The sequence below is a fragment of the Leeia sp. genome (assembly GCF_041909055.1).
In the GTDB taxonomy this organism is placed as follows: domain Bacteria; phylum Pseudomonadota; class Gammaproteobacteria; order Burkholderiales; family Leeiaceae; genus Leeia; species Leeia aquatica.
In genome coordinates this window covers 844,704-869,874 of sequence record NZ_JAYREC010000001.1, presented here as the reverse complement: position 1 = coordinate 869,874, position 25,171 = coordinate 844,704, and the positions used below count along the sequence as shown (strand labels likewise).

The 25,171-nt window shown below is 61.7% G+C and carries 21 protein-coding genes; 10 read left to right on the top strand and 11 right to left on the bottom strand.

What is annotated here, in order from left to right; translation table 11 throughout:
* Positions 1–9: 9 nt before the first annotated feature.
* From ACE3O2_RS04795 to ACE3O2_RS04780, 4 genes are all read right to left on the bottom strand, one after another.
* Positions 10–1,410: an L-serine ammonia-lyase gene (locus ACE3O2_RS04795; RefSeq protein WP_374335211.1), complete on the bottom strand. Its 1,401-nt coding sequence runs from the start codon at positions 1,408–1,410 to the stop codon at positions 10–12.
* Positions 1,411–1,428: 18 nt separating this feature from the next.
* Positions 1,429–2,682, bottom strand: a complete 1,254-nt coding sequence (gene glyA, locus ACE3O2_RS04790; protein WP_374335208.1) for a serine hydroxymethyltransferase — start codon at positions 2,680–2,682, stop codon at positions 1,429–1,431.
* A 188-nt stretch (positions 2,683–2,870) separates the two neighbouring features.
* Positions 2,871–4,493, bottom strand: a complete 1,623-nt coding sequence (locus tag ACE3O2_RS04785; RefSeq protein ID WP_374335206.1) for a methyl-accepting chemotaxis protein — start codon at positions 4,491–4,493, stop codon at positions 2,871–2,873.
* 88 nt (positions 4,494–4,581) lie between these two features.
* Positions 4,582–5,043 (bottom strand): Lrp/AsnC ligand binding domain-containing protein, encoded by a 462-nt coding sequence (locus ACE3O2_RS04780; protein ID WP_168876693.1) that lies wholly within the window; start codon positions 5,041–5,043, stop codon positions 4,582–4,584.
* A gap of 331 nt (positions 5,044–5,374) precedes the next feature.
* Here ACE3O2_RS04780 and putA point away from each other — a divergent pair, with 331 nt between their 5' ends.
* On the top strand, positions 5,375–8,509 hold the full coding sequence (putA, locus tag ACE3O2_RS04775; protein WP_374335203.1) for a bifunctional proline dehydrogenase/L-glutamate gamma-semialdehyde dehydrogenase PutA: 3,135 nt from the start codon (positions 5,375–5,377) through the stop codon (positions 8,507–8,509).
* 130 nt (positions 8,510–8,639) lie between these two features.
* Positions 8,640–9,179: a hypothetical protein gene (locus ACE3O2_RS04770; RefSeq protein WP_374335201.1), complete on the top strand. Its 540-nt coding sequence runs from the start codon at positions 8,640–8,642 to the stop codon at positions 9,177–9,179.
* Between the two features lie 45 nt (positions 9,180–9,224).
* Here the strand turns inward: ACE3O2_RS04770 and ACE3O2_RS04765 are convergent, their stop codons facing one another.
* The gene (locus ACE3O2_RS04765; RefSeq protein ID WP_374335199.1) at positions 9,225–11,009 is read right to left on the bottom strand and encodes an ABC transporter ATP-binding protein/permease; all 1,785 of its coding nucleotides are present in this window, start codon (positions 11,007–11,009) and stop codon (positions 9,225–9,227) included.
* Entirely contained in the window at positions 10,993–11,769 is a 777-nt protein-coding gene (locus ACE3O2_RS04760; RefSeq protein ID WP_374335197.1) for an RNA methyltransferase, read from the bottom strand. The genes ACE3O2_RS04765 and ACE3O2_RS04760 overlap by 17 nt, the downstream gene beginning before the upstream one ends.
* Before the next feature lie 235 nt (positions 11,770–12,004).
* Here ACE3O2_RS04760 and ACE3O2_RS04755 point away from each other — a divergent pair, with 235 nt between their 5' ends.
* Positions 12,005–12,829 (top strand): inositol monophosphatase family protein, encoded by an 825-nt coding sequence (locus ACE3O2_RS04755; protein WP_374335195.1) that lies wholly within the window; start codon positions 12,005–12,007, stop codon positions 12,827–12,829.
* 61 nt (positions 12,830–12,890) lie between these two features.
* On the opposite strand, the gene ACE3O2_RS04750 is transcribed toward ACE3O2_RS04755, so the two are convergent.
* The 5 genes from ACE3O2_RS04750 to uraH form a co-directional block, all read right to left on the bottom strand.
* Positions 12,891–13,412 (bottom strand): hypothetical protein, encoded by a 522-nt coding sequence (locus tag ACE3O2_RS04750; RefSeq protein WP_168876687.1) that lies wholly within the window; start codon positions 13,410–13,412, stop codon positions 12,891–12,893.
* A gap of 82 nt (positions 13,413–13,494) precedes the next feature.
* Positions 13,495–14,406, bottom strand: coding sequence for a pseudouridine-5'-phosphate glycosidase (locus ACE3O2_RS04745; RefSeq protein WP_374335193.1), 912 nt, complete (start codon positions 14,404–14,406; stop codon positions 13,495–13,497).
* 30 nt (positions 14,407–14,436) lie between these two features.
* Positions 14,437–15,531, bottom strand: a complete 1,095-nt coding sequence (locus ACE3O2_RS04740; protein ID WP_374335191.1) for a carbohydrate kinase — start codon at positions 15,529–15,531, stop codon at positions 14,437–14,439.
* 116 nt (positions 15,532–15,647) lie between these two features.
* Complete coding sequence (locus ACE3O2_RS04735; RefSeq protein ID WP_374335189.1) at positions 15,648–16,856, bottom strand: urate hydroxylase PuuD; 1,209 nt, start codon at positions 16,854–16,856, stop codon at positions 15,648–15,650.
* Entirely contained in the window at positions 16,856–17,209 is a 354-nt protein-coding gene (gene uraH, locus ACE3O2_RS04730) for a hydroxyisourate hydrolase (protein WP_374335187.1), read from the bottom strand. Before uraH ends, ACE3O2_RS04735 begins: the two co-directional genes overlap by 1 nt.
* A 211-nt stretch (positions 17,210–17,420) precedes the next feature.
* Here uraH and ACE3O2_RS04725 point away from each other — a divergent pair, with 211 nt between their 5' ends.
* The 7 genes from ACE3O2_RS04725 (at position 17,421) to xdhB (ending at position 25,171) form a co-directional block, all read left to right on the top strand.
* A complete protein-coding gene (locus tag ACE3O2_RS04725; protein ID WP_374335185.1) occupies positions 17,421–18,104 on the top strand; it encodes a GntR family transcriptional regulator in 684 nt (227 codons plus the stop codon).
* 19 nt (positions 18,105–18,123) lie between these two features.
* On the top strand, positions 18,124–19,044 hold the full coding sequence (gene puuE, locus ACE3O2_RS04720; protein WP_374335183.1) for an allantoinase PuuE: 921 nt from the start codon (positions 18,124–18,126) through the stop codon (positions 19,042–19,044).
* On the top strand, positions 19,041–19,559 hold the full coding sequence (gene uraD / locus ACE3O2_RS04715; RefSeq protein ID WP_374335181.1) for a 2-oxo-4-hydroxy-4-carboxy-5-ureidoimidazoline decarboxylase: 519 nt from the start codon (positions 19,041–19,043) through the stop codon (positions 19,557–19,559). The genes puuE and uraD overlap by 4 nt, the downstream gene beginning before the upstream one ends.
* 2 nt (positions 19,560–19,561) lie before the next feature.
* Entirely contained in the window at positions 19,562–20,575 is a 1,014-nt protein-coding gene (gene alc / locus ACE3O2_RS04710) for an allantoicase (protein ID WP_374335179.1), read from the top strand.
* 8 nt (positions 20,576–20,583) lie between these two features.
* Positions 20,584–21,114, top strand: coding sequence for an ureidoglycolate lyase (locus ACE3O2_RS04705; protein WP_374335545.1), 531 nt, complete (start codon positions 20,584–20,586; stop codon positions 21,112–21,114).
* A gap of 287 nt (positions 21,115–21,401) precedes the next feature.
* Positions 21,402–22,859 (top strand): xanthine dehydrogenase small subunit, encoded by a 1,458-nt coding sequence (gene xdhA, locus ACE3O2_RS04700; RefSeq protein ID WP_374335177.1) that lies wholly within the window; start codon positions 21,402–21,404, stop codon positions 22,857–22,859.
* Entirely contained in the window at positions 22,856–25,171 is a 2,316-nt protein-coding gene (gene xdhB, locus ACE3O2_RS04695; RefSeq protein WP_374335175.1) for a xanthine dehydrogenase molybdopterin binding subunit, read from the top strand. The genes xdhA and xdhB overlap by 4 nt, the downstream gene beginning before the upstream one ends.

The following is a 25,171-nucleotide window of genomic DNA, read 5'->3' as shown; positions in this document are numbered from 1 at the left end:
CGAGGCCCGTCAGCACTCGATCACGTTCACCGGCACTTCGATGACGTTGATGGCGAGGCCGCCGCGGGCGGTTTCCTTGTATTTCAGTTTCATGTCGGCGCCGGTATCGCGCATGGTCTTGATCACGCGGTCCAGCGATACAAAATGCTTGCCGTCACCGCGCAAAGCCATGCGGGCGGCGTTGATGGCCTTGATCGAGGCCATGGCGTTGCGCTCGATGCACGGCACTTGTACCAGACCACCCACCGGGTCACAGGTCAGGCCCAGGTTGTGCTCCATGCCGATCTCGGCCGCGTTCTCGGCTTGTTCCGGCGTGCCGCCCAGCACCTCGGCCAGCGCACCCGCTGCCATCGAGCAGGCTGAGCCAACTTCGCCCTGGCAGCCCACTTCGGCGCCAGAGATGGAGGCATTCTCCTTGTACAGAATGCCGATGGCCCCGGCGGTGAGCAGGAAGCGGACAATGCCGTCGTCGTTGGCGCCCGGCACAAAGCGGTGATAGTAATGCATCACCGCCGGGATGATCCCGGCTGCGCCATTGGTCGGTGCCGTGACCACACGACCACCGGCCGCATTTTCCTCGTTGACCGCCAGCGCGTACAGGTTCACCCAGTCCATCACCGTCAGCGGGTCCTGCATCGCCTGCTCTGGCTTGTTGCAGAGCTGGCGTTTCAGGTCGGCTGCGCGGCGCTTCACCTTCATGCCACCGGGCAGGATGCCCTCGGTTTCACAGCCGCGGCGTACGCACTCCTGCATCACATTCCAGATTTGCAGCAGGCCACTGCGCACTTCGGCTTCGCTGCGCCAGACCTGCTCATTGGCCAGCATGATGTCGGAGATGCGCAAGCCATGGGTTCGACACAGTTGCAGCAGCTCGTCGCCGGACTTGAACGGGTAGGGCAGGCGGGTGTCGTCGGCTTTCAGCAAGTCCTTGCCCGCGTTTTCCTCGTTGACCACGAAACCGCCACCCACCGAGTAGTAGATCTTGGCGCGAATCAGTTCACCAGCAGCGTCATACGCTGCAAAGCGCATGCCGTTCGGGTGGTAGGGCAGGCTTTGCCGCTTGTAGAGGATCAGGTGTTCCTTTTCCACAAAGCGGATGGTGTGCGTCCCCATCAGCTTCACGGTGTCTTCGCTGCGGATGCGGTCCAGCTTGGCAGGAATGCTCTCCACATCCACCTGGTCTGGCAGGTCGCCTTCCAGCCCGAGCAGCACGGCGGTATCGGAGCCGTGACCCTTGCCGGTGGCACCCAGCGAACCGTACAGCTCGGCCTTGATGCTGTGCACGGTGTCCAGCAGACCGTCTTCCTGCAATACGCTGACAAAGCGCCACGCCGCCCGCATCGGGCCGACGGTGTGGGAAGAACTGGGACCGATGCCGATCTTGAACAGGTCAAATACGCTGATGGCCATGACGCACTCCGTGTAAGGTCAGCCGAGATAGACCGGGAACCGGGCGCAGAGTTGCTGCACCTGCTGGCGAACACGGTCGATCACGGCGGGATTGTCCAGATCGTCCAGAATGTCGCACATCCAGTGGGCCAGCTGTTCGGATTCCGACGTTTTCATGCCACGGGTGGTCAGTGCCGGGGTGCCGATGCGGACGCCGCTGGTGACGAAAGGCGACTGTGGATCATTCGGCACCGCGTTCTTGTTCACGGTGATGTGGGCCGCACCAAAGGCTGCATCGGCAGCCTTGCCAGTCAGGCCTTGCTTGATCAGGCTGACCAGGAACAGGTGATTGTCGGTGCCGCCGGACACCACCTCATAGCCACGCTGAATGAAAGTGTGCGCCATTGCACGGGCATTCGCTACCACTTGTTCCTGATAGCTGCGAAACTCAGGATCCAGCGCCTCCTTGAAGGCAACCGCTTTGGCAGCAATCACGTGCATCAGCGGGCCGCCTTGAATGCCGGGGAACACCATGGACTGCAGCTTTTTCTCCAGATCGGGGTTGCTGCGGGCCAGAATCAGGCCACCGCGCGGACCACGCAGGGTCTTGTGGGTGGTGGTGGTGACGATGTCCGCATGCGGTACCGGGTTCGGATAGACCCCTGCTGCTACCAGTCCGGCCACATGGGCCATGTCCACAAACAACAGCGCACCCACGCTATCGGCAATCTGGCGGAAGCGTGCCCAGTCCACCACACGAGAGTAGGCCGAGAAACCGGCCACGATCATCTTCGGGCGATGCTCCTCTGCCAGTGCCGCCACCTGTGCATAGTCGATTTCACCGGTCTGCGGGTCCAGCCCGTACTGCACGGCGTTGTATATCTTGCCGGAGAAGTTGACCTTGGCGCCGTGGGTCAGGTGACCGCCGTGGGCCAGGCTCATGCCCAGAATGGTGTCGCCGGGGTTCAGCAGTGCCATGTAGACGGCGGCATTGGCCTGTGAGCCGGAGTGCGGCTGCACATTGGCGTAGTCGGCTCCGAACAGTTGCCTGGCGCGAAGGGTGGCCAGTGTCTCCACCACATCGACATGCTCGCAGCCGCCGTAGTAACGCTTGCCGGGGTAGCCTTCCGCGTACTTGTTGGTCAGCACCGTACCTTGCATGGCCATCACGCGCGGACTGGTGTAGTTCTCGGAGGCAATCAGTTCGATATGGTCTTCTTGCCGGGTGGTCTCAGCGCTGACCGCTGACCACAGCTCCGGGTCAAAGTCCGCTACCGTTGCGGGGTTCCACATGGTCTCATCCAGTTCTTGTTATGGAATCAATGCCAACCTGTGAGTGTTGGTCTCACTGGCCGTGAGGTATATGGGGGCGGCCAGTCTGATCGCATGGTAGGGGGTGGAACTGGATTTGTGAAATTGATAGTTGTTATGTTTTGATTTGTTGTGCAAATGAAGCGGGGCCGGGCAAGTTGGCCCGCACCTCAAGTCTGGAAACGCTGTAATGCGGCTTCCAGCTGATTGGACAGCTGCACCAGTTCCCGAGCACTGTGTTCGGTCAGGTTGGCCGCCTGACGCGTTTCATCCGCCATGCGCGACACATGATCCACTTGTTGTGCCAGCTGCTGGCTATTCTGGCTTTCCGTCTGCAGCGCACTGTTCAAGTGTTGCATGCGGGCTTCGGTGGTGCTGCTTTGCTGCTGAATGCCGCTCACCGTGTTGCCCGCATCACGGGTCAGCTCGGTACTGAGCGTGACTTGATGCACGCCATGGTTGATGCTGCTCACCGCTTGTTCAATGGTGTGCTGAATTTTCTGGATGACGCTGACGATTTCGTGAGTCGAGTTGGCCGTGCGCTCAGCCAGTTTTCGCACCTCGTCGGCCACCACGGCAAAGCCGCGCCCTTGCTCCCCGGCACGCGCCGCTTCAATGGCGGCATTGAGCGCCAGCAGATTGGTCTGGTCGGCGATTTCCTTGATGATGCCGACGATGTTGCCGATTTCCCGTGCGTCACCCTCCAGTGAGCCCATGGTGGCGGAGGTATCCCGCATGGCAAAGGCCAGTTGCTCGACTTCATGGGCAACCCGATGTACGGCACCGCCACCTTGCTCTGCCAGAGTGCCAGCTTGCCGGGCTTGCTCCAGGGTATGGTGTGCCTCCTCCGCCATCTGGCTGAGGGACAGGCTCAGGTGGTCGATCACGGCGTCCATGCGCTGAGCCGCTTCGGATTGCGCCTCGGCGTTGCTGTTGACCTGCACCGCGGCGCTGCTGAAGGTGTCGGTGTTGTGCCGGATGGCATTGCTGGCGTCCCGGGTCTGCTGTACCAGCATTTGCAGAGAGCCCAGCAGGTGATTGAACGCGGTAATGGCCGCCCCCAGCTCATTGGGCTGGCTGTAATCTACGCGCAGCTGCAGGTTGCCACTGCGTTCTACCTGGCGTGCCACGGTGGTGAGCTGTGACAACGGGAGGGTGACTGTTCGCACCACCCGCCAAGCGAGGCCACTCAGGCCGATGACTGCGGCCAGGGTAATCAGGCCCACCCATAGCCGCATCTGATTGACTGTCCGGTCCGACGCTTTTTCAATACGAGATGCGTCATTCTGGATGGCATCGGACAGCTTGCCCATCTCCTCTTCCAGCGTCTCGAAGTCCTTGTAGAAGCCGGGCAGGTCACCTTGGATAGCTGCAGTCCCCTGTCCAGCCTTGCTGGCCACGCTGGCCCCGGTGCTGAGGTAGCGTTCGACCAAGGGCAGAGTACGATTGAACTGGGCACGGGTGTCCGGATCGGTGATCAGCTTGCCGTTGGCGGTCATCATCTCGCGGAAGTGCTGGGCATGTTCGGCCAGCGCGTCCTGGCCTTCCTTGATGCCCGCCGCGTTCTGGCTGGCCACATCCAGTTGCAGCTTGAGCACGTCGCCCCGCAGCGCATCGTGCATCATGTCGGCTTCCATTTGCTGACGGACCATGGACTGGCCGCCCAGCAGTTCGCCCAGCAGACTGTGAAGGTTGCCGCTTCCCATCATGCTGAGTCCGCCGAGCAGCACTGTAACCAGGATGCCGGTCACGGCCAGAGTGATGAGTTGAACGCGGATAGAGAGCCGTTGCACGCTGACCTCCTGAGTCCCATGTAACAGGGGGGATATCCCTGCAGCGTAGACGGGACTGCGGAAAATGCCAGTGACAAAGCGGACAGGCCTAGAGCGGCAGCATCAGCGTGTTCTTGACCTCTTCCATCACGGCATAGGTATGGGTTTCCCGCACGCCTTTCACCGAGCCGAGAAATTCATCCAGAAAAGCGCGGTATTCCGTCATGTCCTTCACGCGGGCCTTGATCAGATAGTCAAAGCCACCGGCGACCATGTGGCATTCCATGATCTGCGGCATTTTCTGCGCGGTACTCTTAAAGCTGGCGAAAGACTCTGGCGTGGTGCGGTCCAGCGCCACTTCAACAAACACCAAGAGTCCCACCCCCAGCAGATTAGGGTCCAGCACCGCCATGTATTTACGGATGTAACCCGCCTGCTGCAGGCGTTTGGTACGCTCCAGGCAGGCCGCCGGGGAGAGGTGGATGCGTTTGGCCAGCTCTACATTGGTCATGCGGCCATCCTGCTGCAGCAGTTTCAGGATGGTGCGATCCGTTCGGTCCAGGTTTGCCATGATGAATTCCGTGCATGATTCGGTTGAGTGTGGATTTTAGCAAACCATATTCTGCCGGGTGAGCATTATTCAAAACCCTGTCTGTCATCAAGCCTAATATCATGAATAAAAAACGCCGACAGTGAAAACGGCGCGGACCAACATGGTTTTTGATGAAACAGTGGGTCTGAATGCAGGGGCAACCCAAGGTCTGGTGAGGTGACGGTTTCACCTCTGACGGTGCGGGATATACGGCAAGACCATGGGCTGCATGTTCTCCCCTTTAAAGATGGTAACGCGTGTCAGCTGACATGCTTGCCGGGTAGTGTAGAAAGTATAAACGGAATACCGAATGGCGACCTTACCCTCCCCAACCCCCCCCGTCGCTGCGGGCCTCGCCAACCTCCGCCCCCGTTTCTTGATGGACGAGGCGAGTGCCCTGCGACCCTTGCTGGAAGCGGCCACCTTGTCGCCAGAAGTGCGCGCGCAGGTGCAGGCCACGGCACAGCAGCTGGTGTCGACGGTACGCACCCGCAAGCTGACCAAGCTGGATGCCTTCTTGCAAGAATACGGTCTGGATACGCAAGAAGGCGTGATCCTGATGTGTCTGGCCGAAGCCTTGCTGCGCATCCCGGATAATGAGACGGCCGACCAGCTGATCCGGGGCCTGTTGGCCAAGGGTGAGTGGGACAAGCACATGGGCAGCAGCACCTCGTGGCTGGTGAATGCCTCCACCTGGGGGCTGATGCTGTCCGGCAAGATCCTGAACTGGACCAGCGAGCCCAAGCAGATCGTATCGCGACTGACCTCCAAGCTGGGTGATGTCACCCTGCGGCAGGGGGTGAAAGCCGCGATGGGTATCCTCGCCAAGGAATTCGTGATTGGTGAGACCATCGAAGATGCGCTGAAGGAATCCCAAGCGCAGCCAGAATTCCGCTATTCCTTTGACATGCTGGGCGAAGCGGCCTTTACCGCAGAAGATGCCAAGCGCTACTTCCGGGATTACCAGCACGCCATCAAGGCGCTGGCCTGCGCCCCGCAAGATGATTTCAATGGCCGCAACAGCATTTCGGTCAAGCTCTCAGCATTGCACCCGCGCTACGACTACACCAAACGCGAGCGGGTACTGGCCGAGATGGTGCCGCTGGTGCTGCAATTGTGTGAGCAGGCGCGTGACGCCAACATTCTGCTGACGCTGGATGCGGAAGAGGCAGACCGGCTGGAGCTGTCGCTGGAACTATTCGCCGCGCTGCTGGCGGCACCGAGCCTCAAGGGCTGGAACGGGCTGGGTCTGGCGGTCCAGGCTTACCAGAAGCGTGCACCGCTGGTGATCGACTGGCTGGCTGAGCAGGCGCGCCAGCATGGCAAGACCATCCCGATCCGGCTGGTGAAGGGTGCGTACTGGGATGCCGAAATCAAGCGCGCTCAGCTGGGCGGGCTGGAAGGCTTCCCGGTCTACACCAAAAAATCGCACACCGATGTGTCCTATATGGCCTGCGGTCGCCGCATCCTGTCGCACGGTAGCGCCTTCTACCCACAGTTCGCTACGCATAATGCCCACACCGTGGCCTATTTCCTGGAATTGACCCGTGGCACGCACGCCGAGTTTGCCGGTGCCCAGTTTGAATTCCAGCGCCTGCATGGCATGGGCGAAATGCTGCACCGGGCGCAGATGGATCGCTGCAAGGTGCCGGTACGGGTCTACGCCCCGGTGGGTTCCTTCCACACCCTGCTGCCGTATCTGGTGCGCCGCCTGCTGGAAAATGGCGCCAACAGCTCCTTCGTCAACCGGCTGGGCGATGCCAACCTGCCGATTGAAGACGTGATTGCCGACCCCGTGGCCAAAGTGGCCGCAACTGACCTCAGCGGCCACAGCAAGATTGCACTGCCGCTCGCCATTTTTGGCGATGAACGACCGAATTCCAAGGGATTGAACATGGCCGACCTCGACGTGCTGACCCGTCTGCAGACTGAAATGCAGCAATATCTGAACCAAAGCTGGCATGCCTGCCCGCTGATTGGCGGCGAACGCCTGCATGGCGACAATGTGGCTGCTTTCAACCCGGCCAACATCGCCGAAGTGATCGGCAGTGTGACCAACGCCAGTGACGAGCAGATGGAGCGGGCCCTGCAGGTGGCACATGCTGCTGCTGAAGGCTGGAACCAGACCCCGGTTACCACCCGTGCGGCGGCCTTGTATCGTGCCGCCAACCTGATGGAAGAACATCAGGCAGAGCTGATTGCCATGCTGGTGCGTGAAGCCGGCAAGACCATGGGTGATGCACTGGGTGAAGTGCGCGAAGCGGTGGATTTCTGCCGCTACTATGCCAATGAAGCCAAGCGCCTGATGGGCCAGCCGATCCAGCTGCCGGCCGTGACGGGTGAAGACAACCAGTTGCTGCTGTCTGGCCGTGGCGTGTTCTTCTGCGTTAGCCCGTGGAATTTCCCGCTGGCCATCTTCATCGGTCAGCTGACTGCTGCCATCGCCGCCGGTAACGCCGTGATCGCCAAGCCAGCCGGGCAAACGCCGCTGGTGGCCTTCCGTGCGGTTGAGCTGCTGCTGGAAGCGGGTGTGCCGGGCGGTGTGCTCAACTTCCTGCCGGGCTCCGGCTCCAAGATCGGCCGCAAGGTGATTGGTGATCCGCGCATCGACGGCGTGGTGTTCACCGGCTCGACCGAAGTGGCGCAGCAATTGTTTCGCGGCCTGGCCAATCGTGAGGGTGCCATCCTGCCGCTGATCGCGGAAACCGGTGGCATGAACGCCATGATCGTGGACAGCTCGGCCCTGCCGGAGCAGGTAGTTTCTGATGTGATCGTGTCAGCCTTCAATAGTGCTGGTCAGCGTTGCTCCGCCCTGCGTCTGCTGTTCGTGCAAGACGACATTGCCGACAACATCATCAGCCTGCTCAAGGGCGCCATGGCTGAGCTGAAGCTGGGTGACCCGGCTTCCATTACCACCGACATCGGCCCGGCGATCGACGTCAACGCCAAGCTGGAGCTGGACCGCTACATTGCCACCATGCGCCAGACCGCGCGTGAAGTGGCGGCAGCACCGCTGCCACCGGAAGGCCGTGGCAACTTTGTGCAGCCGGTCGCTTTCGAGATCAGCCTGCAGCAGCTGCCGGAGCGTGAAGTGTTCGGCCCCATCCTGCATGTGATCCGCTGGAAGGCGGGCGACCTGCCCAAGGTGCTGGCTGCGATCCATGCCACCGGCTATGGCCTCACGCTGGGCATCCACAGCCGCATTGATGCGCATATCGACTGGGTGAAGCAGAACGCCAAGATCGGCAATATCTACGTCAACCGCAACCAGATCGGCGCGGTGGTCGGTACTCAGCCGTTTGGCGGCGAAGGCCTGTCTGGTACGGGCTTCAAGGCTGGCGGCCCGCACTATCTGCTGCGCTTCTCGGTCGAACGCGCCATTTCCGTCAATACCACCGCTGCGGGCGGCAACGCCAGCCTGCTGGCGATGGGCGGCGAAGGCTGAGGCAAGCTCATACGGCGGGCTGCCGGGCAGCCTGCCCAACCGTGTAACACTGCTCTTCTCTACGTTGAGGACTTTGCCGGGCTTTTGCCCGGCATTTTTTTTCGGCGCGCCAAGCAGGTACAATACCGGTATGCGCCGTCCAGATCCCCTCTCTCATTACTTCCCGTTGCGCTTTGCCAACCAGGCCCAGGTCACCCGCTTTGCCAAACAGTGCGTGCGCTGTGGGCAGGTGGTGGAATTGCCCAATATGTCGGGTGCGGTACGGGTGTTGCCCGACCGCGCCATGGTGGCCGCCAAGGCGCGTTGCCCCAAGTGCAGCCATGAGTTCCCGGTCACCTGCCTGATCACCCAGGACAAACAGGTGATGCGGCTGCACCTGCCAAACACACTGTTGATGTGGTACTTGCTGGCCACCACCTCGGCACCTGCGCCGCAAGCCCCCGCCTCCGCTGCTGCGACAGTTGACCTGCAACGCCTGCAGCGCAGCGAAGTGGAGCTGGCGGCAGACAGCGTCGGCCAGTTTGATGGTCAGCCGATTCCCGCCTGGATACGCCATGCCGGGGAACAGTTTGACTTTGAAGGCGTGCTCGGCAAAGGCCAGCAACCGGCACAGGACGAACGGGTGCTGGACGGTCAGCTATTGTACCGGCGCCATGTCCTGACCGCCTGAAACGACAACGGCCCGCAAGCGGGCCGTTGTGTTGTGGCGGCAGATTTATTGCAGCGCGTGCAGTTGCCAGCCACCTTCGCCGGTCAACTCCAGCTCCTGCTGGTGGAAAGGCCGCAGCGTACTGCGGTGGCCCACGCTGACCAGAATGCACTGCGGCAAGCGTTCTCGCAGCAGCTGGTACATGGCATACTCCAGCCCTTCATCCATGGCTGAGGTGGCCTCATCGAGGAACAGCAGGGCGGGTTGTGCCAGCAGCGCCCGGCCAAACGCCAGCCGCTGCTGCTCACCCAGCGACAGGATACGGCTCCAGTCCGCCTCTTCATCCAGCCGCCCGGCCAGATGCCCCAGCTGCACTTGCTCCAGTACTTTGACCGCATCCGGGCCTTCCACCGCCTCACCGGGGTAATACAAAGCCGTGCGCAGCGTACCAATCGGCAGGTAAGGTTTTTGTGAGAGGAATAGCGTGGCACTCCCCTCGGGCCGCACAATCTCACCCTCCGCATACGGCCACAAACCGGCCAGCGCCCGCAGCAAGGTGGTCTTGCCACTGCCGGAGCGGCCCCGGATCAACAAGCGCTGGCCTTGGGTGAGGTTGAGGTTGAGCTGGTTGAGCAGGGGGTGGTGGTGGGGCGATTGCAGGTTCAGGTTTTGGATGTGCAGTTGTTCAGCACGAGCTTCAATGCTGGGCATAGGCAAAGCTCGTGCGTCCATGTTGGAGTCTACAAAGCCGGTAAGCCGGTCCAGTGTGGCTTTGTAGCCAGCGAAATCTGCAAAGCTGCGACGGAAGAAGGAAAGATTGCCTTGCAGCTGCCCAAAGGCCTGGCTGGTTTGCATCAAGTCACCCAAGGTAATCTCTTTGGAGAAGAAGCGCTGGGCTTGCAGGATCAGTGGAAATACGACCGCAATTTGCGAAATGATCAGGTTGTAGCCATCCAGAAACAGATTGCGCCACAGCAGCTGCCACGCATTGGCGATGGATGCCAGGAAGCGATTGTCAAGGATCGCACGTTCCAGCGTATTGCCACGAAAGAAAGCGATGCTTTCACTGTACTCCTTGAGCCGGACCAGCGCGTAGCGATAGGTAGCGGCTACTTGCTCAGAGATGAAATTCAGCGAGATCAACGGTCTGCCGATGTAATACGCAAATACGGTAGCCGTGACGACATATGCGTAAGCGACGTAGACCAAGCCGTGCGGTATCTCCAGACCCGCCAGTCTCAGTGTACCGGCCAACCCCCAAAGGATAATGGTAAATTCAACCATCGAAACAACTGCATCAATAATGCCCATCAGCAGCGACAAGGAGCTGGTGGCAAATGCGGTGATGTCTTGCTGGATACGCTGATCCGGGTTGTCAGAAGCATCTGGTAGAAAACCCGCCTTGTAGTAGGCGTTACCATCTAACCAGTCGCCGACCAGGCGATTATTCAGCCATTGCCTCCAGTGGATGGAGAATGCTTGTTGCAGATAGGTGACGTACAGCACTCGCGCCACATGAATTGTGGCCAGAATGCAGAACACAATCATGGCAAACCAGAAGGCAGCAAAATCGAGCTTCTGCAAGGAGGTGTACATCTGGTTGTTCCAGCTGGAGAACAGTACATCCAGCCGAACGCCAAACAGGGTAATCAGGAGGATCAATAGCAGCGGCCAGACAGGGCTTTTAGGACCCCATTGCAAGAAGTATGCGCCGGTTAGCCGCCAAAACTGCTGCCCCCAGCGCGTGGTGTGGATCAAAATGCTCCCGACCCCCAGCACGGCCACCAGGCTATACGCAAACGCCTTGCCCAGCCAGTCCAGGCTGTTGACGACCTCATTGCTCCAGTCCATCCGAACCCCTTCCCTCGCGCATGGCGCGGACAATGCCGCGCAGGATGTCGACTTCTTCTTTTTCCAGTTGCTTGCGCCCAAACAGCCGCCGCAATCGCGGCATCAGCCGTTTGGGGTGTTTCGGGTTGAGGAAGCCGATGTCGATCAATGCGGCTTCCAGATGCTGATAAAACTGCTCCACCGCCTCATGGCTGGCCAGTGGGTGGTGCTCTTCCACATTGGCCAGCGAACGGTTCACCGCCATCCGGCACTCATAGGTCAATACTTGCACCGCCTGTGCCAGGTTCAGCGAAGAATAATGCGGATTGGTCGGAATCGTCACCAGCAGGTTACATTGCTGCAGCTCGTCAATGCTCAGGCCGTTGGTTTCGTTGCCAAAAACCAACGCCACCGTCTCGCCACGGCGGCTGGCAGCGGTCAAGCGCTGCGCGGCTTCGCGGGCGTCCACCAGCTCCGGCCCCAGTTCGCGGCGGCGGCTGGTGAGCGCGGCGACAACCGTTGCCCCTTGCAAACCTGCTTGCAGGCTATCCACCACTTGCGCCTGTTCCAGCACATCCACCGCACCGCTGGCACGGGCGGTGGCTTCATCATCGGGAAAATGCCTGGGGTTGACCAGCACCAGCTGGCTTAGCCCCATGTTTTTCATGGCACGGGCGGTCGCGCCGATATTACCGGGATGGGAGGTGTGGGAGAGGACGACGCGGATGGGCGTCAGGGCCGCATCGGGTTGCAGGTCAAGGTCGGCGATGATGGATTTCATGAGGTCGCAGTGTGCTGCGGTGGGCAGCCGGGTTATTCATATGTGGGCCGGATTGTAGCAGTCAGCATGGCATCCTGCCCCCGCCTTGATCCTGCGGGTGCACGCCGGGTTTTGCATGAAATGGGCTTTTTGTTTATAATCATGCCGTTACGCCAGCTTTGGGCTGGCCTTGTGCTCTTTTCGACCTGCTGTCCCCGGGCAGTGGGCTTGCTTCTTTTAAAAACAGGTCCGACTCATGCAATCGCATCCCATGCTCAATACGGCGGTGAAGGCCGCCCGTCGCGCTGCTGGCATCATCACCCGCGCCAGCCGCAATCTGGATACCCTGACGGTGCAACACAAGCAGCCGAATGATCTGGTCAGTGAAGTGGATCGTGCTGCCGAAGCTGCCATCATTGAGACCATTCTGGATGCTTACCCGCACCACGCCATTCTGGCGGAGGAAAGCGGCGTCACTGGGGAGTCGGACTACCAGTGGATCATCGACCCGCTCGATGGTACTACCAACTTCCTGCACGGTTTCCCGCACTACTGCATCTCCATCGCCCTGCAACACAAGGGCCAGATCACCCAGGCCGTGGTGTACGATCCCAACCGTAACCACCTGTTTACTGCTAGCCGTGGTTCCGGTGCCTATCTGGACAACCGCCGTATCCGCGTTTCGCGTCGCCTGCAGCTGAACGAGGCCTTGCTGACCACCGGCTTCCCCTACCGTGACTTCAGCAATCTGGACAGTTACTTCGCCATGCTGAAGGATTTCACCACCAAGGCGCGCGCGATTCGCCGCCCGGGCTCGGCCGCGCTGGACCTTGCCCATGTTGCCGCAGGCTGGTTTGATGGCTTCTGGGAATACGGCTTGTCGCCGTGGGATATTGCCGCCGGTGTGTTGCTGGTACAGGAAGCCGGTGGCCTGGTGGCCGATTTCCACGGTGGTGAAGAGTATTTGCAGTCGGGTAATGTGGTGGCGGGTACCCCGCGCGTGTTTGGTCAGATGATGCAGGTGATTACCCCGCATCTGCCGAAGCCGGTAGACCCGGACAGCTTTGCCGCAGGCAACTGAGCGATACGCTGCATGAAAAAAGCCGGGTTAGCCCGGCTTTTTTCATGTGCAGGATGCCTGCTTACTTGCAGCCGATCACGCCATTCTGATAGTAGCCCTTCAGGCCGCTGGAACAACGTGGCAGTTCAGCGGGCTGTGCGGCGCGGCAGCTGAATGCGCCGTTTTTCTTGGTGGAGCCCTTGATCAGCTCCCAGCCGGTCGGGCAGCTGGGTGCGACCACGCCTTGTACGGCGACGGTGGTGGTGGCCTCACCCTTGCAGTTGTTCATGCCGTCGAACTCCTTGCCTTCGACCTTCACCGTGAATTTGCCGGGGGCATCGAAGACATGGGTGAATTCTTTGGGAAAGCCCTGTTTCACGGCAATCTGTTCTTGTTGCCCATTGCCATAGGTCACCAGCAGACCACAGTCGATCTTGCCATTTTGCGAGGGGTCGACACGGAAGGTAACGGTGTCACCGGGCTTGGCCGGATTTGGGGTAGCGCTCAGGCTGCCGATGATCGGACGGGTAAAGGATTCCAGCGCAAAGCTGCTGCTGGCAGCCAGCAGCAGGGCCAGGGGTAGCGCATGGCGTAATTTCAGCATGGTGAGTCTCCTGTTCATCTAAAAGGGTGATGACATGACATTAGCAAACCCACCCGCTATCGTCCATGCGCTGTAACCACCTTTAACCTTTATGCAAGGCAACCGCCAGCTGACTACCCACCACCGCATTGTGCTTGACCAGTGCAATATTGGTGGCGAGGCTGCGGCCACCGGTCAGCTCCTTGATGCGAGCCAGCAGGAAGGGCGTCACCGCCTTGCCGCTGATGCCTTGCTGGGCGGCTTCAGACAATGCCTGCTGGGTGATGGCATCAATCTCGGCCTTGGGCATCGCCTCTGCCTCCGGCACCGGGTTGCTGACCACCACGCCACCACACAGCCCCAGCTGCCACTTGGCACGGATGAAGGCGGCCTGCTCGACTGCGCTGTCGAGGCGGAAGTCGGCTTTCAGTCCACTGTCGCGGGTATAGAAAGCAGGGAAGGCATCCTGCCCCACGCTGATCACCGGCACGCCGTGGGTCTCCAGGTATTCCAGCGTCAGCGGCAAGTCCAGAATGGACTTGGCCCCGGCACACACCACGGCCACCGAGGTCTGCGCCAGCTCTTGCAGGTCCGCCGAGATGTCAAAGCTGGTTTCTGCACCACGGTGAACGCCACCGATGCCGCCGGTCACGAACACTTCGATGCCGGCCAGTGCCGCGCAAATCATGGTGGCGGCCACCGTGGTTGCGCCCAGTTTGCCGCTGGTCAGCACATAAGGCAGGTCACGGCGGCTCACTTTCAGCACGCCGGGGGTATTGCCGAACTGCTCCAGCTCGTCGTCGGAGAGGCCAATGCGGATCTTGCCGTCGATGATGGCAATGGTCGCCGGTACTGCGCCGTGGTCGCGAATGATCTGCTCGACTTCACGCGCGGTCTGTACGTTTTGAGGGTAGGGCATGCCGTGCGAAATGATGGTGGATTCCAGTGCCACCACCGGCTTGCCGCTGGCGCGGGCGGCGGCGACTTCGGCTGAGAAAACCAGATAATCCTGCATGTGGGTGTCCTTCAAGGTTGGGTGTCGGGTTCAGGCCAGCAAGTCCATCAAGCTGGCGGGGGTCAGATCGGGGTAGACCGTGCTGTTGCATTGCACGGTCAGCGCAGACAGTGTCAGCCCACGGCGGCAGGCGAGGGTGAGGTCGTCCGGTTGCTGATGCAGCGACCAGCAGACGGCTGCCGAAAAGGCATCCCCCGCACCGGTGACATCGCGCACCGGCACCTGTGGTGCCGGCAGGTGGACCAGGCCTTGGCTGTGGGTATGCACTACACCGGCCGCACCGAGGGTCACGATCAGGTCCTGCACGCCTTGCTGTTGTACCTGCTGGCAGGCGGCTTCCAGTGCGGCCAGATCGGGTAATGGACGCCCGACGCGGCTTTCCAGCTCGCCCCGGTTGAGGATCAGCAGGCGGATACCGCGCAGGTCGGCCGGCAGGCGTGCCATTTTGGGAATGGAAACAGCCACCACCACCAGCGGCACCGCATCTTCCCGTGCAGCATGCAGCAGGCTGGCCACGCTGTCGGCTGGCAGGTTGAGGTCCAGCACGGTCAGCGCGGCGGCGGCGCGCTGGGCGCTGCACTGTTGCAGCAGCGTCGGGGTCAGCGCATCGCACAGCTGCATATGCGCCAGCGCCAGCACCATCTCACCATGGTCATCCAGCACGGCCGTGTAAGTACCGCTGCTGGCATGGGCTTGCTGCAGGCTGCCACGCGTGTCCACGCCCAGCGCGTGCAGGTGGCTGAGCAGAGCTTCACCTGCCGGGTCCTGCCCGACCGCCGTGATCAGGTGGGTGGGGGCGCCCAGTCGCGCCAGGTTTTCAGCCACATTGCGCCCGACCCCACCAAAGGTTTCTTCTACCTCAACCGGATTAGAGGTGCCCATCTGCAGCGGTCCCAGCGTGCGCACCTTGCGGTCGATATTGGCGCCGCCAATGCACACCACCGGGCGCTGCTCCGGTAGCACATAGGCGCGACCGAGGATGCGCCGCTCACGGGTCAGGCTGGCGATATGTCCGGCCACCGCTGAGCGCGACAGCCCGGTCTGCTCGGCCAGCTCCTGCTGCGACAGATAGGGGTTGTGCTGGATCAACTGCAGGATGCGTTGCCGCGGTGAGAGGTCACTCATGGCGTACCCGTTAATAAAACATATGTCTATAACAATAAACAAATGTTTTATTAATGGCAAGTCCAGCATGAAAAACGCCACCCGAAGGTGGCGTCAAAGGGGTGCTGCTGCTGCGCTCACTGCATCTTGGCGCCTGCGGCAAACCAGGTTTTCAGCAGGGTGCGCTCGGCATCGGTCATGCCAGTTAGGTTGCCCAGCGGCATCGCTTTCAGCACCACGGCCTGCTGCTGGATACGCGCCAGATTGCGCTGGATGTCGGCGTCGTTATCCAGCTTCACGCCAGCAGGCGCGCTGGCAAAGCCGGGCTGGGTGGGGGCAGCGGCATGGCAGCTGGCGCAGCGATGTTGCAGGATCTGGCGAACCTCGGCGTAGGTCGGGCCTGCAGCGGCAGCAGGGGCTGCAGACACGGCCACCACAGGCGTCGGGCGCAGCCACAGCAGCACCCCCAACAGAATGGCGATGCCCGCCAGCGGGTAGTGCCAAGCCACCACGCCCTTGTGGCGCAGATTGAAGAAGTGGCGGATCAGCACGGCGGCGAGGAAGATTAGCGCCAGAACCAGCCACGCCTGCGGATGGTTGTAGGTGAAAGCGTAGTGGTTGCTGATCATGCAGAACAGCACCGGCAGCGTCAGGTAATTATTGTGTACTGAGCGCTGCTTGCCGCGCTTGCCGTATACCGGGTCGGGCTGCTCACCCCGCTTGAGCATGGCCACCACCTTCTTCTGACCGGGAATGATCCAGAAGAACACATTGGCGGTCATGGTGGTGGCGATCATGGCGCCCACATGGATGAAGGCGGCGCGGCCCGACAGCAGGTGGGTCAGCAGCCAGGCCATGAACACCACAAAGGCGTAATACACCACGCCAAACAGCAACTGGCTGCGGTTGAAGAACAGCCGGCACAGCGTGTCGTACACCAGCCAACCCCCAGCCAGCGTGCCGAGCCCAATCAGCACCGCCTGCTGCGGACTGAGGTCGGCCACGTTCTGGTCCACCATATAGGTACCGGCCTGCAGATAGTACAAGACCGAAATCAGCAGGAAGCCGGTCAGCCAGGTGCTGTAGCTTTCCCATTTGAACCAGTGCAGCTCGTCCGGCAGGTGCTTGGGTGCCAGCAGATACTTCTGCGGGTTGTAGAAGCCGCCGCCGTGCACCGCCCACAGCTCACCATCGACCCCGCGTGCTTTCAGGTCCGCATCCTTGGGTGGGCGCAGGCTGTTGTCCAGCCAGACAAAGTAAAAGGACGAGCCGATCCAGGCGATGCCCACAATCAGGTGCAGCCAGCGCAGCAGCAGGTTGGCCCATTCCAGCAGATAGCCTTCCATCAGCTTCCCCTGTAGGTTGAGTAGCTCCACGGGCTGACCAGCAGCGGGACGTGGTAGTGACTGTCAGTGTCGGCGATGCCAAAGCGCAGCACCACCTGATCGACAAAGCGTGGCTCCGGCAGCGGGGTGCCGCGGGCTGCAAAGTAGTCGCCCGCGTGAAACACCAGTTCGTAAACTCCGGTCTGGAACGCCTCGCCTTCCAGCAGCGGGCCATCGCAGCGGCCATCGTCGTTGCTGCGGGTTTCGCGCAGCAGGCGACGCGTTGTACCGCTTATGGTGTAGAGTTCGATGCGGATAGCCTTGCCCGGTAGCCCGGCGGCGGTATCCAGTATGTGCGTGGTCAGGCGACCCATCTGTCTCTCCTCTGTGCTGTTCTCCGGTCCAACCCGCAGTGCACCGTTCTGCCTTCAGGATAGCAGTGACACGGCCGCCTGTTTTACTGACTTGACATCAGCATATTTTCGACGATTTTGAGTGGATTGTTGACAATCATGAAACCGTGGCCCAATAATTGTCAACAATCAAAGCCGAAAATGTGTTGCACCTTCTCCCCCGGACAAACACATGAGTGAAGAAGAACTGTACCAAGAGATATTTGACGCGATCATGTCGCGCCAGTTACCCCCCGGCACCAAGCTGACCGAGGTGACACTGTGCGAGATCTTCGGCGTCAAGCGCAATGCGCTGCGCAAGGTGCTGTCGCAACTGGCCAGCAAGAAGATGGTGGAGCTGCATTTCAACCGCGGCGCATTTGTCGCGACGCCCACAGTGGATGAGGCGCGCGACACGTTTGAAGTGCGCCGGGTGCTGGAAACCGCCGTAGTGGCCAAGATGGCCGGGCAATCGCCCAAGCCGCAACTGGGCACACTGCGGAATCTGGTCAAGGAAGAGCGGCAATGCTTCCACGACAAAGACTACCCGGGCTGGGTACGCCGCTCGCTGGATTTTCATAACCGCCTGGTGGAATTGTCGGGTAACCAGGTGATGGTGGAATACGTGCAGAACCTGGTCCTGCGCTACCCGCTGATTTCGGCGCTGTACGACCCGCGCAGCAGTAACTGCTGCTCGTTTGATGAACACGATGCCATTCTCGATGCCATCGAGAGCGGCAATGCTACGCTGGCGGTGCAGTGCATGACCTCGCACCTCGGCATGGTGGAGCACAAGTTGAACCTGATGGGGGCCGAGCCTGCCGTGTCGCTGGAACATGTGTTCCGCAGCCGCACCGTGCAGACCCAGCCAGACTGAGACCGAGAGCGGAAACGACATGCAGATCGACCCGAACTACCCGCGCGACCTGATCGGCTATGGCCGATCGGTGCCTCAGGCCGATTGGCCTGGCCAGGCACGGGTGGCGCTGCAGTTCGTCCTCAACTATGAGGAGGGCGGCGAGAACTGTGTGCTGCATGGCGACCCGGCGTCCGAGACCTTCCTGTCCGAGATCATTGGTGCGGCCGCTTTCAGCAACCGTCATATGAGCATGGAGTCGATCTACGAGTACGGCTCGCGTGCCGGGGTGTGGCGCATCCTCAATGAATTTGAGCGACGCGGCCTGCCGCTGACCATCTTTGGTGTGTCGATGGCGCTGGCACGGCATCCGGAGCTGACCCGCGCCTTCGTTGAAGGCGGTCACGAGATTGCCTGTCACGGCCTGCGCTGGATCAGCTATCAGAATGTGGACGTGGAAACCGAGCGCGCCCACATGCAAGAGGCGGTAGAGATCATCCGCCAGCTGACCGGCGACGCGCCGTTGGGCTGGTACACCGGGCGCGACAGCCCGCAGACCCGCCAGCTGGTGGTTGAGCACGGTGGCTTCCTCTACGACGCCGATTCCTACGCTGACGATCTGCCATACTGGGTACAGGTGGCAGGTCAGCCGCATCTGGTGGTGCCGTATACGCTGGACAGCAATGACATGCGCTTTGCCGCCGCGCAAGGCTTCAACAGTGGCGAGCAGTTCTACCAGTATCTGAAAGATGCCTTTGACGTGCTGTATGCCGAAGGTGAAACCGCGCCGAAAATGCTGTCCATCGGCATGCACTGCCGCTTGCTGGGTCGTCCGGCCCGTTTTCGCGCGCTGCAGCGTTTTCTGGACTATGTACAGTCGCACGACCGGGTGTGGATCTGCCGCCGGGTCGATATTGCCCGGCACTGGATCGCCCGGCACCCGGCTCCGGAGCTGGCATGAACCCACCGTATAGCCTGACCGCACTGAACCATGCTGACCTTGGCGCGTTTGTCTCGCTGCTGGGCGGTGTGTTTGAGCATTCTCCGTGGGTGGCCGAAGGCGCCTGGCACCGGCGACCGTTCGTCAGCGTGGACGACCTGCACCAGAAAATGTGCGAGGTGATGTGGTCGGCTGATCCGGCCCGCCAACGCGCGCTCATCTGCGCCCACCCGGAGCTGGCGGGCAAGGCCGCCATCCGTGGCGAGCTTACTGCGGATTCAACCAAGGAGCAGTCCGGCGCCGGGCTGACCCAGTGCAGCCCGGAAGAATACGCCCGCCTGCAGGACCTGAATCAGGCTTACCGCGACAAGTTTGGCTTCCCCTTCATCCTGGCGGTGAAGGGCTGGCAGCGGGCGGAGATTATTGAGCAGTTTGCTGCGCGGCTGGCGCAGGATGAGGAACAGGAATTTGCAGAATGCCTGCGGCAGATTGCCCGTATTGCGCAATTCCGCCTCAGTGATCTGGTGAAGGAATAAACATGGCCGCTGTACAGTTTGATCCGAATGCCCCTGCCTTCGTCCGGCAATTCATCAATCTGGCGCACCCCAAGCTGGGCGCGGCCGGGCTGTTTGCCACCGATGAGTTCTTTGCGCCGCTGTCGCGCATGCTGAACCCGGAGCCGGCGCAGTTCATTCCCGGCAAGTACGATGACCACGGCAAGTGGATGGATGGCTGGGAAACCCGTCGCAAGCGCAGCAATGGTCACGACTGGGCCATCGTCCAGCTTGGCCTGCCGGGGGTGATTCACGGTGTGGACATCGACACCAGCCACTTCACTGGCAACTACCCACCCGCCGCGTCGATCGACGCCTGCCGCTGCGAAGGTACGCCGGACGACAGCACGGTGTGGCAGGAAATCCTGCCGTCGACCAATCTGCAGGGCAATAGCCATCACTACCTGGCGGTAGCCAGCCGCGAGGCGTGGACCCATCTGCGGCTGAACATTTACCCGGATGGCGGCGTGGCTCGCCTGCGGGTGTATGGTGAACCTGCCTGTGACTGGGCCGGGCGTGATCGCAGCGCGCTGTACGATCTGGTGGCCGCAGAAAACGGTGGCCGTCCGGTGGCGTGGAACGATGCCCACTTTGGCGCACCGCATAACCTGCTGATGCCGGGGCGTGGCGAGAACATGGGCGACGGCTGGGAAACCCGCCGCCGCCGCGAGCCGGGCAACGACTGGTGCATCATCGCGCTGGGTCACCCCGGCGTGATCGAACAGATTGAAGTGGACACCTGCTACTTCAAGGGCAACTACCCGGACCGCTGCAGCATCCAGGCCGGCTACATCACTGGTGGTACCGAGAGTTCGCTGATTACACAAAGCATGTTCTGGCCAGTACTGCTGCCGGAGCAGAAGCTGAGCATGGACGCGCAGCATTACTTCAGCAGCGAAATTGCCAAGCTGGGGCCGGTGACGCATGTGCGGCTCAATATCATCCCCGATGGCGGGGTGAGCCGCCTGCGCCTGCACGGCAAGCTGGCGGTGCGCTGATGGACCACGTGCGCCCCCTCCGGGTTGAACCGCTCAGCCGCGCGGCGTTTGCGCCGTTTGGCGACGTGATCGAGCTGGCTGGCGCACGGCATTACCCGATCAATGGTGGCAGCTGCGAGCGCTACCATGATCTGGCGCAGGTCGATGTCGCCGAGCAGGGTGGCCGACCGTTAATCAATGTGTTTCGCGGGCAGGCCCGCGACCTGCCGATCACCATCAGCATGATGGAACGGCACCCGCTTGGCAGCCAGGCTTTCCTGCCGCTGGGCAAAACGGAGTATCTGATTGTGGTGGCACCGCCGGGTGAGCTGGATCCCGCGGCGGTGCGCGCCTTCCTGAGCACAGGCTGGCAGGGGGTGAACTATCACCGGGGGGTATGGCATCACCCGCTGCTGGCCTTGCACCACACGTCCGACTTCATCGTCGTTGACCGGGGTGGCCAAGGACATAACTGCGACGAAGTCGCGCTGGCTGAGCCGTGGCAGATTGATCTGTCCATGCTGCAAGCGGTGCGCGCGGCGCAAACCGAGCAAAACTGACCGGGCGTGGCACAACACCGGGGGGTATGGCGTCACACCCTGGTCAGTTATTGCACCCAATAGGGTGCACACCGAGCACGACCAGCAGACCATTCAAAACACCGGGGGGTATGGCGAATGGGCTGCTGGTTGGCATCCCGGCGTATGCCGGGAACCTGACAAACTGCGTCGCCGCCTGCGGGCGGACGGCGCAAGATGGACCCTGAAGACCGGCGCAGCGCCCGGAACCTCTGGCGACGGCGCACGGCGCAACAATCCGGACCACCGGATGGCTGGAGGAGAGGCTGATGGAAGGCGAAGTCCGCTTTCTGCTGAACGGGGTGGCGCACACGCTGCAGGCACCGCAACCCACCCGTACCGTTCTGCAGTACCTGCGTGAAGAGGCCGGCTGTACCGGCACCAAGGAAGGCTGCGCCGAAGGCGATTGCGGCGCCTGTACCGTGGTGCTGGCCGAGCCGGACGGGGACAGTGTGTCCCTCAAGGCCATTAACGCCTGTATCCAGTTTCTACCTACCCTGCATGGCAAAGCCCTGTATACCGTCGAGGCGCTGAGCGACGCCAATGGCCCGCTGCATCCGGTGCAGCAGGCGATGGTGGATAGCCATGCTTCGCAGTGCGGCTTCTGCACGCCGGGCTTTGTGATGTCGCTGTTTGCCCTCTACCAGAACCAGCCTCAGGCCGAGCGCAGCGAGGTGGCGGATTGCCTGTCCGGCAACCTGTGTCGTTGCACCGGCTACCGCCCGATTTTCGACGCCGCCCAGCGCATGTACCAGCTACCGCGTGAGACGCTGGACCGGCGCGCACTGCGCCAGCAGCTGGATCAGCTGTCCGCCGGTGAGTCGCTGCACATTGAACGCGATGGCCAGCATTTCCACGCCCCGATCAGCCTGGACGAACTGGCCGCTTTGCGGCAGGCCAAGCCACAAGCCCGCATGCTGGCCGGTGGCACCGACGTTGGCCTGTGGGTGACCAAGCAATTCCGCGAGCTGGGCGACATCCTCTATCTGGGCCGGGTGGCCGAGCTGCACACGGTCTGCGAGCAGGATGGCGTGCTGCAGATTGGCGCGGCGGTCAGCCTGAATGACGCGTTCGCCGCGCTGGTACGGCACTATCCGCAACTGCAGGAATTGCACCAGCGCTTTGCGTCCACCCCGATTCGTAATGCCGGTACGCTGGGCGGCAACGTCGCCAATGGCTCGCCGATCGGCGATGCCATGCCCGCGCTGATCGCGCTGTCCACTGAGATCGTGTTGCGCGGTGGTGACCACACGCGCAGTTTGCCACTGGAAGACCTCTATCTGGCCTACCAGAAGAATGCCATGCAGCCAGGCGAATTTGTGCAGGCACTGCGCATCCCCTTGCCGGATGCCCGCCTGTTCCGGGCCTATAAACTCTCCAAGCGCTTCGATCAGGACATTTCAGCCGTCATGTGCGGCCTTGCACTGCAATTGCGGGACGGCGTGGTACAGGCGGCGCGGCTGGCCTTTGGTGGCATGGCCGCCACACCGAAACGGGCACAGGCCGCCGAGCAGGCCTTGGTCGGCCAGCGCTGGAGTGAGGATAGCGTCCGCCGCGCCATGCAGGCGCTGGCGACCGATTTTCAGCCGCTAAGTGACATGCGCGCCAGTGCCGACTACCGCCTGCAAGCGGCGCAGAACCTGCTGTATCGCTTCTGGCTGGAGAGCAGTGGCAGTGCGCCAGTCAGCGTGCTGGCCTGGGTCAAGCAACAGGAGGCCTCCGCATGAGCGCCACCCACTTGCCAGGCATCGTCGGCCACAGTGTCGAGCACGAAAGCGCCCGTCTGCATGTCAGCGGTCGCGCACCGTATACCGACGATCTGCCGGAACTGAAAGGTACCCTGCACGCTGCGCTGGGCCTCTCCAGCCAGGCCCATGCCCGCATCCTCAGCATGAACCTGGATGCGGTACGGCAAGCGCCGGGCGTGCGCTGCGTGATTACTGCCGCCGACATTCCCGGGGCCAATCTGTGCGGCCCGGTGCTGCCGGACGAGCCGATTCTGGCGACCGATACCGTGCATTTCCTCGGGCAGGCGCTGTTTGCGGTGGCGGCGGAGACGCGTGAGCAGGCACGCCGCGCCGCGCGGCTGGCGCAGGTGAGTTATGAACCGTTGCCAGCCATTCTGACCACGCAGCAGGCGGTCGAGGCCGAGTCCTGGGTGTTGCCGCCGGTGGAACTGCGACGCGGTGAGGCAGAGGCCGCACTGGCTGCCGCGCCGCATCGGCTGCAAGGGCAATGTCAGGTGGGTGGGCAAGAACAGTTCTATCTGGAAGGGCAAATTGCCTACGCGCTGCCCAAGGAGCAGCACAGCCTGCTGCTGTACAGTTCCACCCAGCATCCGACCGAGATGCAGCATATGGTGGCGCACGCGCTCGGCTGGCTCAGCCACGATGTGACCGTCGAATGTCGCCGCATGGGCGGGGGCTTTGGTGGCAAGGAATCGCAGTCGGCGTTGTTTGCCTGTGCGGCGGCGCTGCTGGCGCAAGCCAGTGGCCGACCGGTCAAGCTGCGTGCCGACCGCGACGATGACTTCATGCTCACCGGCAAACGCCACGACTTCGTGGTGGACTACGATGTCGGGTTTGACGATGAGGGCCGCATCCTTGGCCTGAAAACCACGCTAGCCTCGCGCTGTGGCTGGAGTGCCGACCTGTCCGGCCCGGTGAACGACCGCGCCGTCTTCCACCTCGACAACGCTTACTATCTGGATGCGGTAGCCATCCGCTCGCTGCGGGGCCGCACCAACACGCAGTCCAACACTGCCTTCCGGGGTTTTGGCGGGCCGCAGGGCGTGGCTGCCATTGAGTACATCGTGGACGACATCGCCCGCACACTGGGGCGCGACCCGCTGGACGTTCGCTATATCAACCTCTACGGTGGCCCGGACGGGCAGGACCACACCCGCTTATCCACCCACTACGGCATGGAGGTGGAGGATAATTGCCTGCCGCGCCTGCTGCCGGAGCTGGAAGCCAGCAGCGATTACCGTGCTCGCCGCGAGGCCATCCGCGCGTTTAACGCCAGCAGCCCGGTGCTCAAGCGCGGCATTGCGCTCACCCCGGTCAAGTTTGGCATTTCGTTTACCGCCACCTTCTTCAATCAGGCTGGCGCGCTGTTGCATGTGTATACCGATGGCTCGGTGCTGCTCAACCACGGCGGCACCGAAATGGGCCAGGGCCTGAATACCAAGGTGGCGCAGGTGGTGGCGCACGAGCTGGGGCTGGCCTTGTCGCAAGTGCGGGTGACCGCTACCGACACCAGCAAGGTACCCAATACCTCGGCGACCGCAGCCTCCAGCGGAACCGATCTCAATGGCAAGGCCGCCCAGCACGCCGCGCAGCAGATCAAGGCGCGGTTGGTCACCTTCCTCGCTGAGCGGTATCAGCTTGCTGCGGAGCAAGTCCACTTTGCTGAGGGGCAGGTACGGGTGGGCGAGCAGACCTTCCGCTTTGCCGAGGTGGTGAAGCAAGCCTATCTGGCCCGCGTATCGCTGTCGGCCAGCGGATTCTACAAAACGCCGAAAATCCACTACGACAGCAAGACGCTGACCGGGCGGCCGTTCTACTACTTCGCCTATGGCGCGGCGGTGGCGGAAGTGATCATCGACACCCTCACCGGCGAGAGCAAGCTGCTGCGCGCCGACATCCTGCATGATGTCGGGCGCTCCATCAATCCGGCGCTGGACATTGGCCAGATTGAAGGCGGCTTTGTGCAGGGCATGGGCTGGCTGACCACCGAAGAACTGTACTGGAATGCGGCGGGCAAGCTGATGACGCACGCCCCCAGCACCTACAAGATTCCGGCCGCCAGCGATGTCCCGGCCGACCTGCGGGTGGCGCTGTTTGACAATGCCAACGTGGAAGACAGCATCCACCGCTCCAAGGCGGTGGGTGAACCGCCGTTGATGCTGGCTTTCTCGGTATTTCACGCCATTCGTGACGCGGTAGCCAGCGTGGATGACTACCAGCGCAATCCGGCGCTTAACATGCCCGCCACACCGGAAGCGGTGTTGCAGGCCGTGACCGCGTTGCGGGGCTGA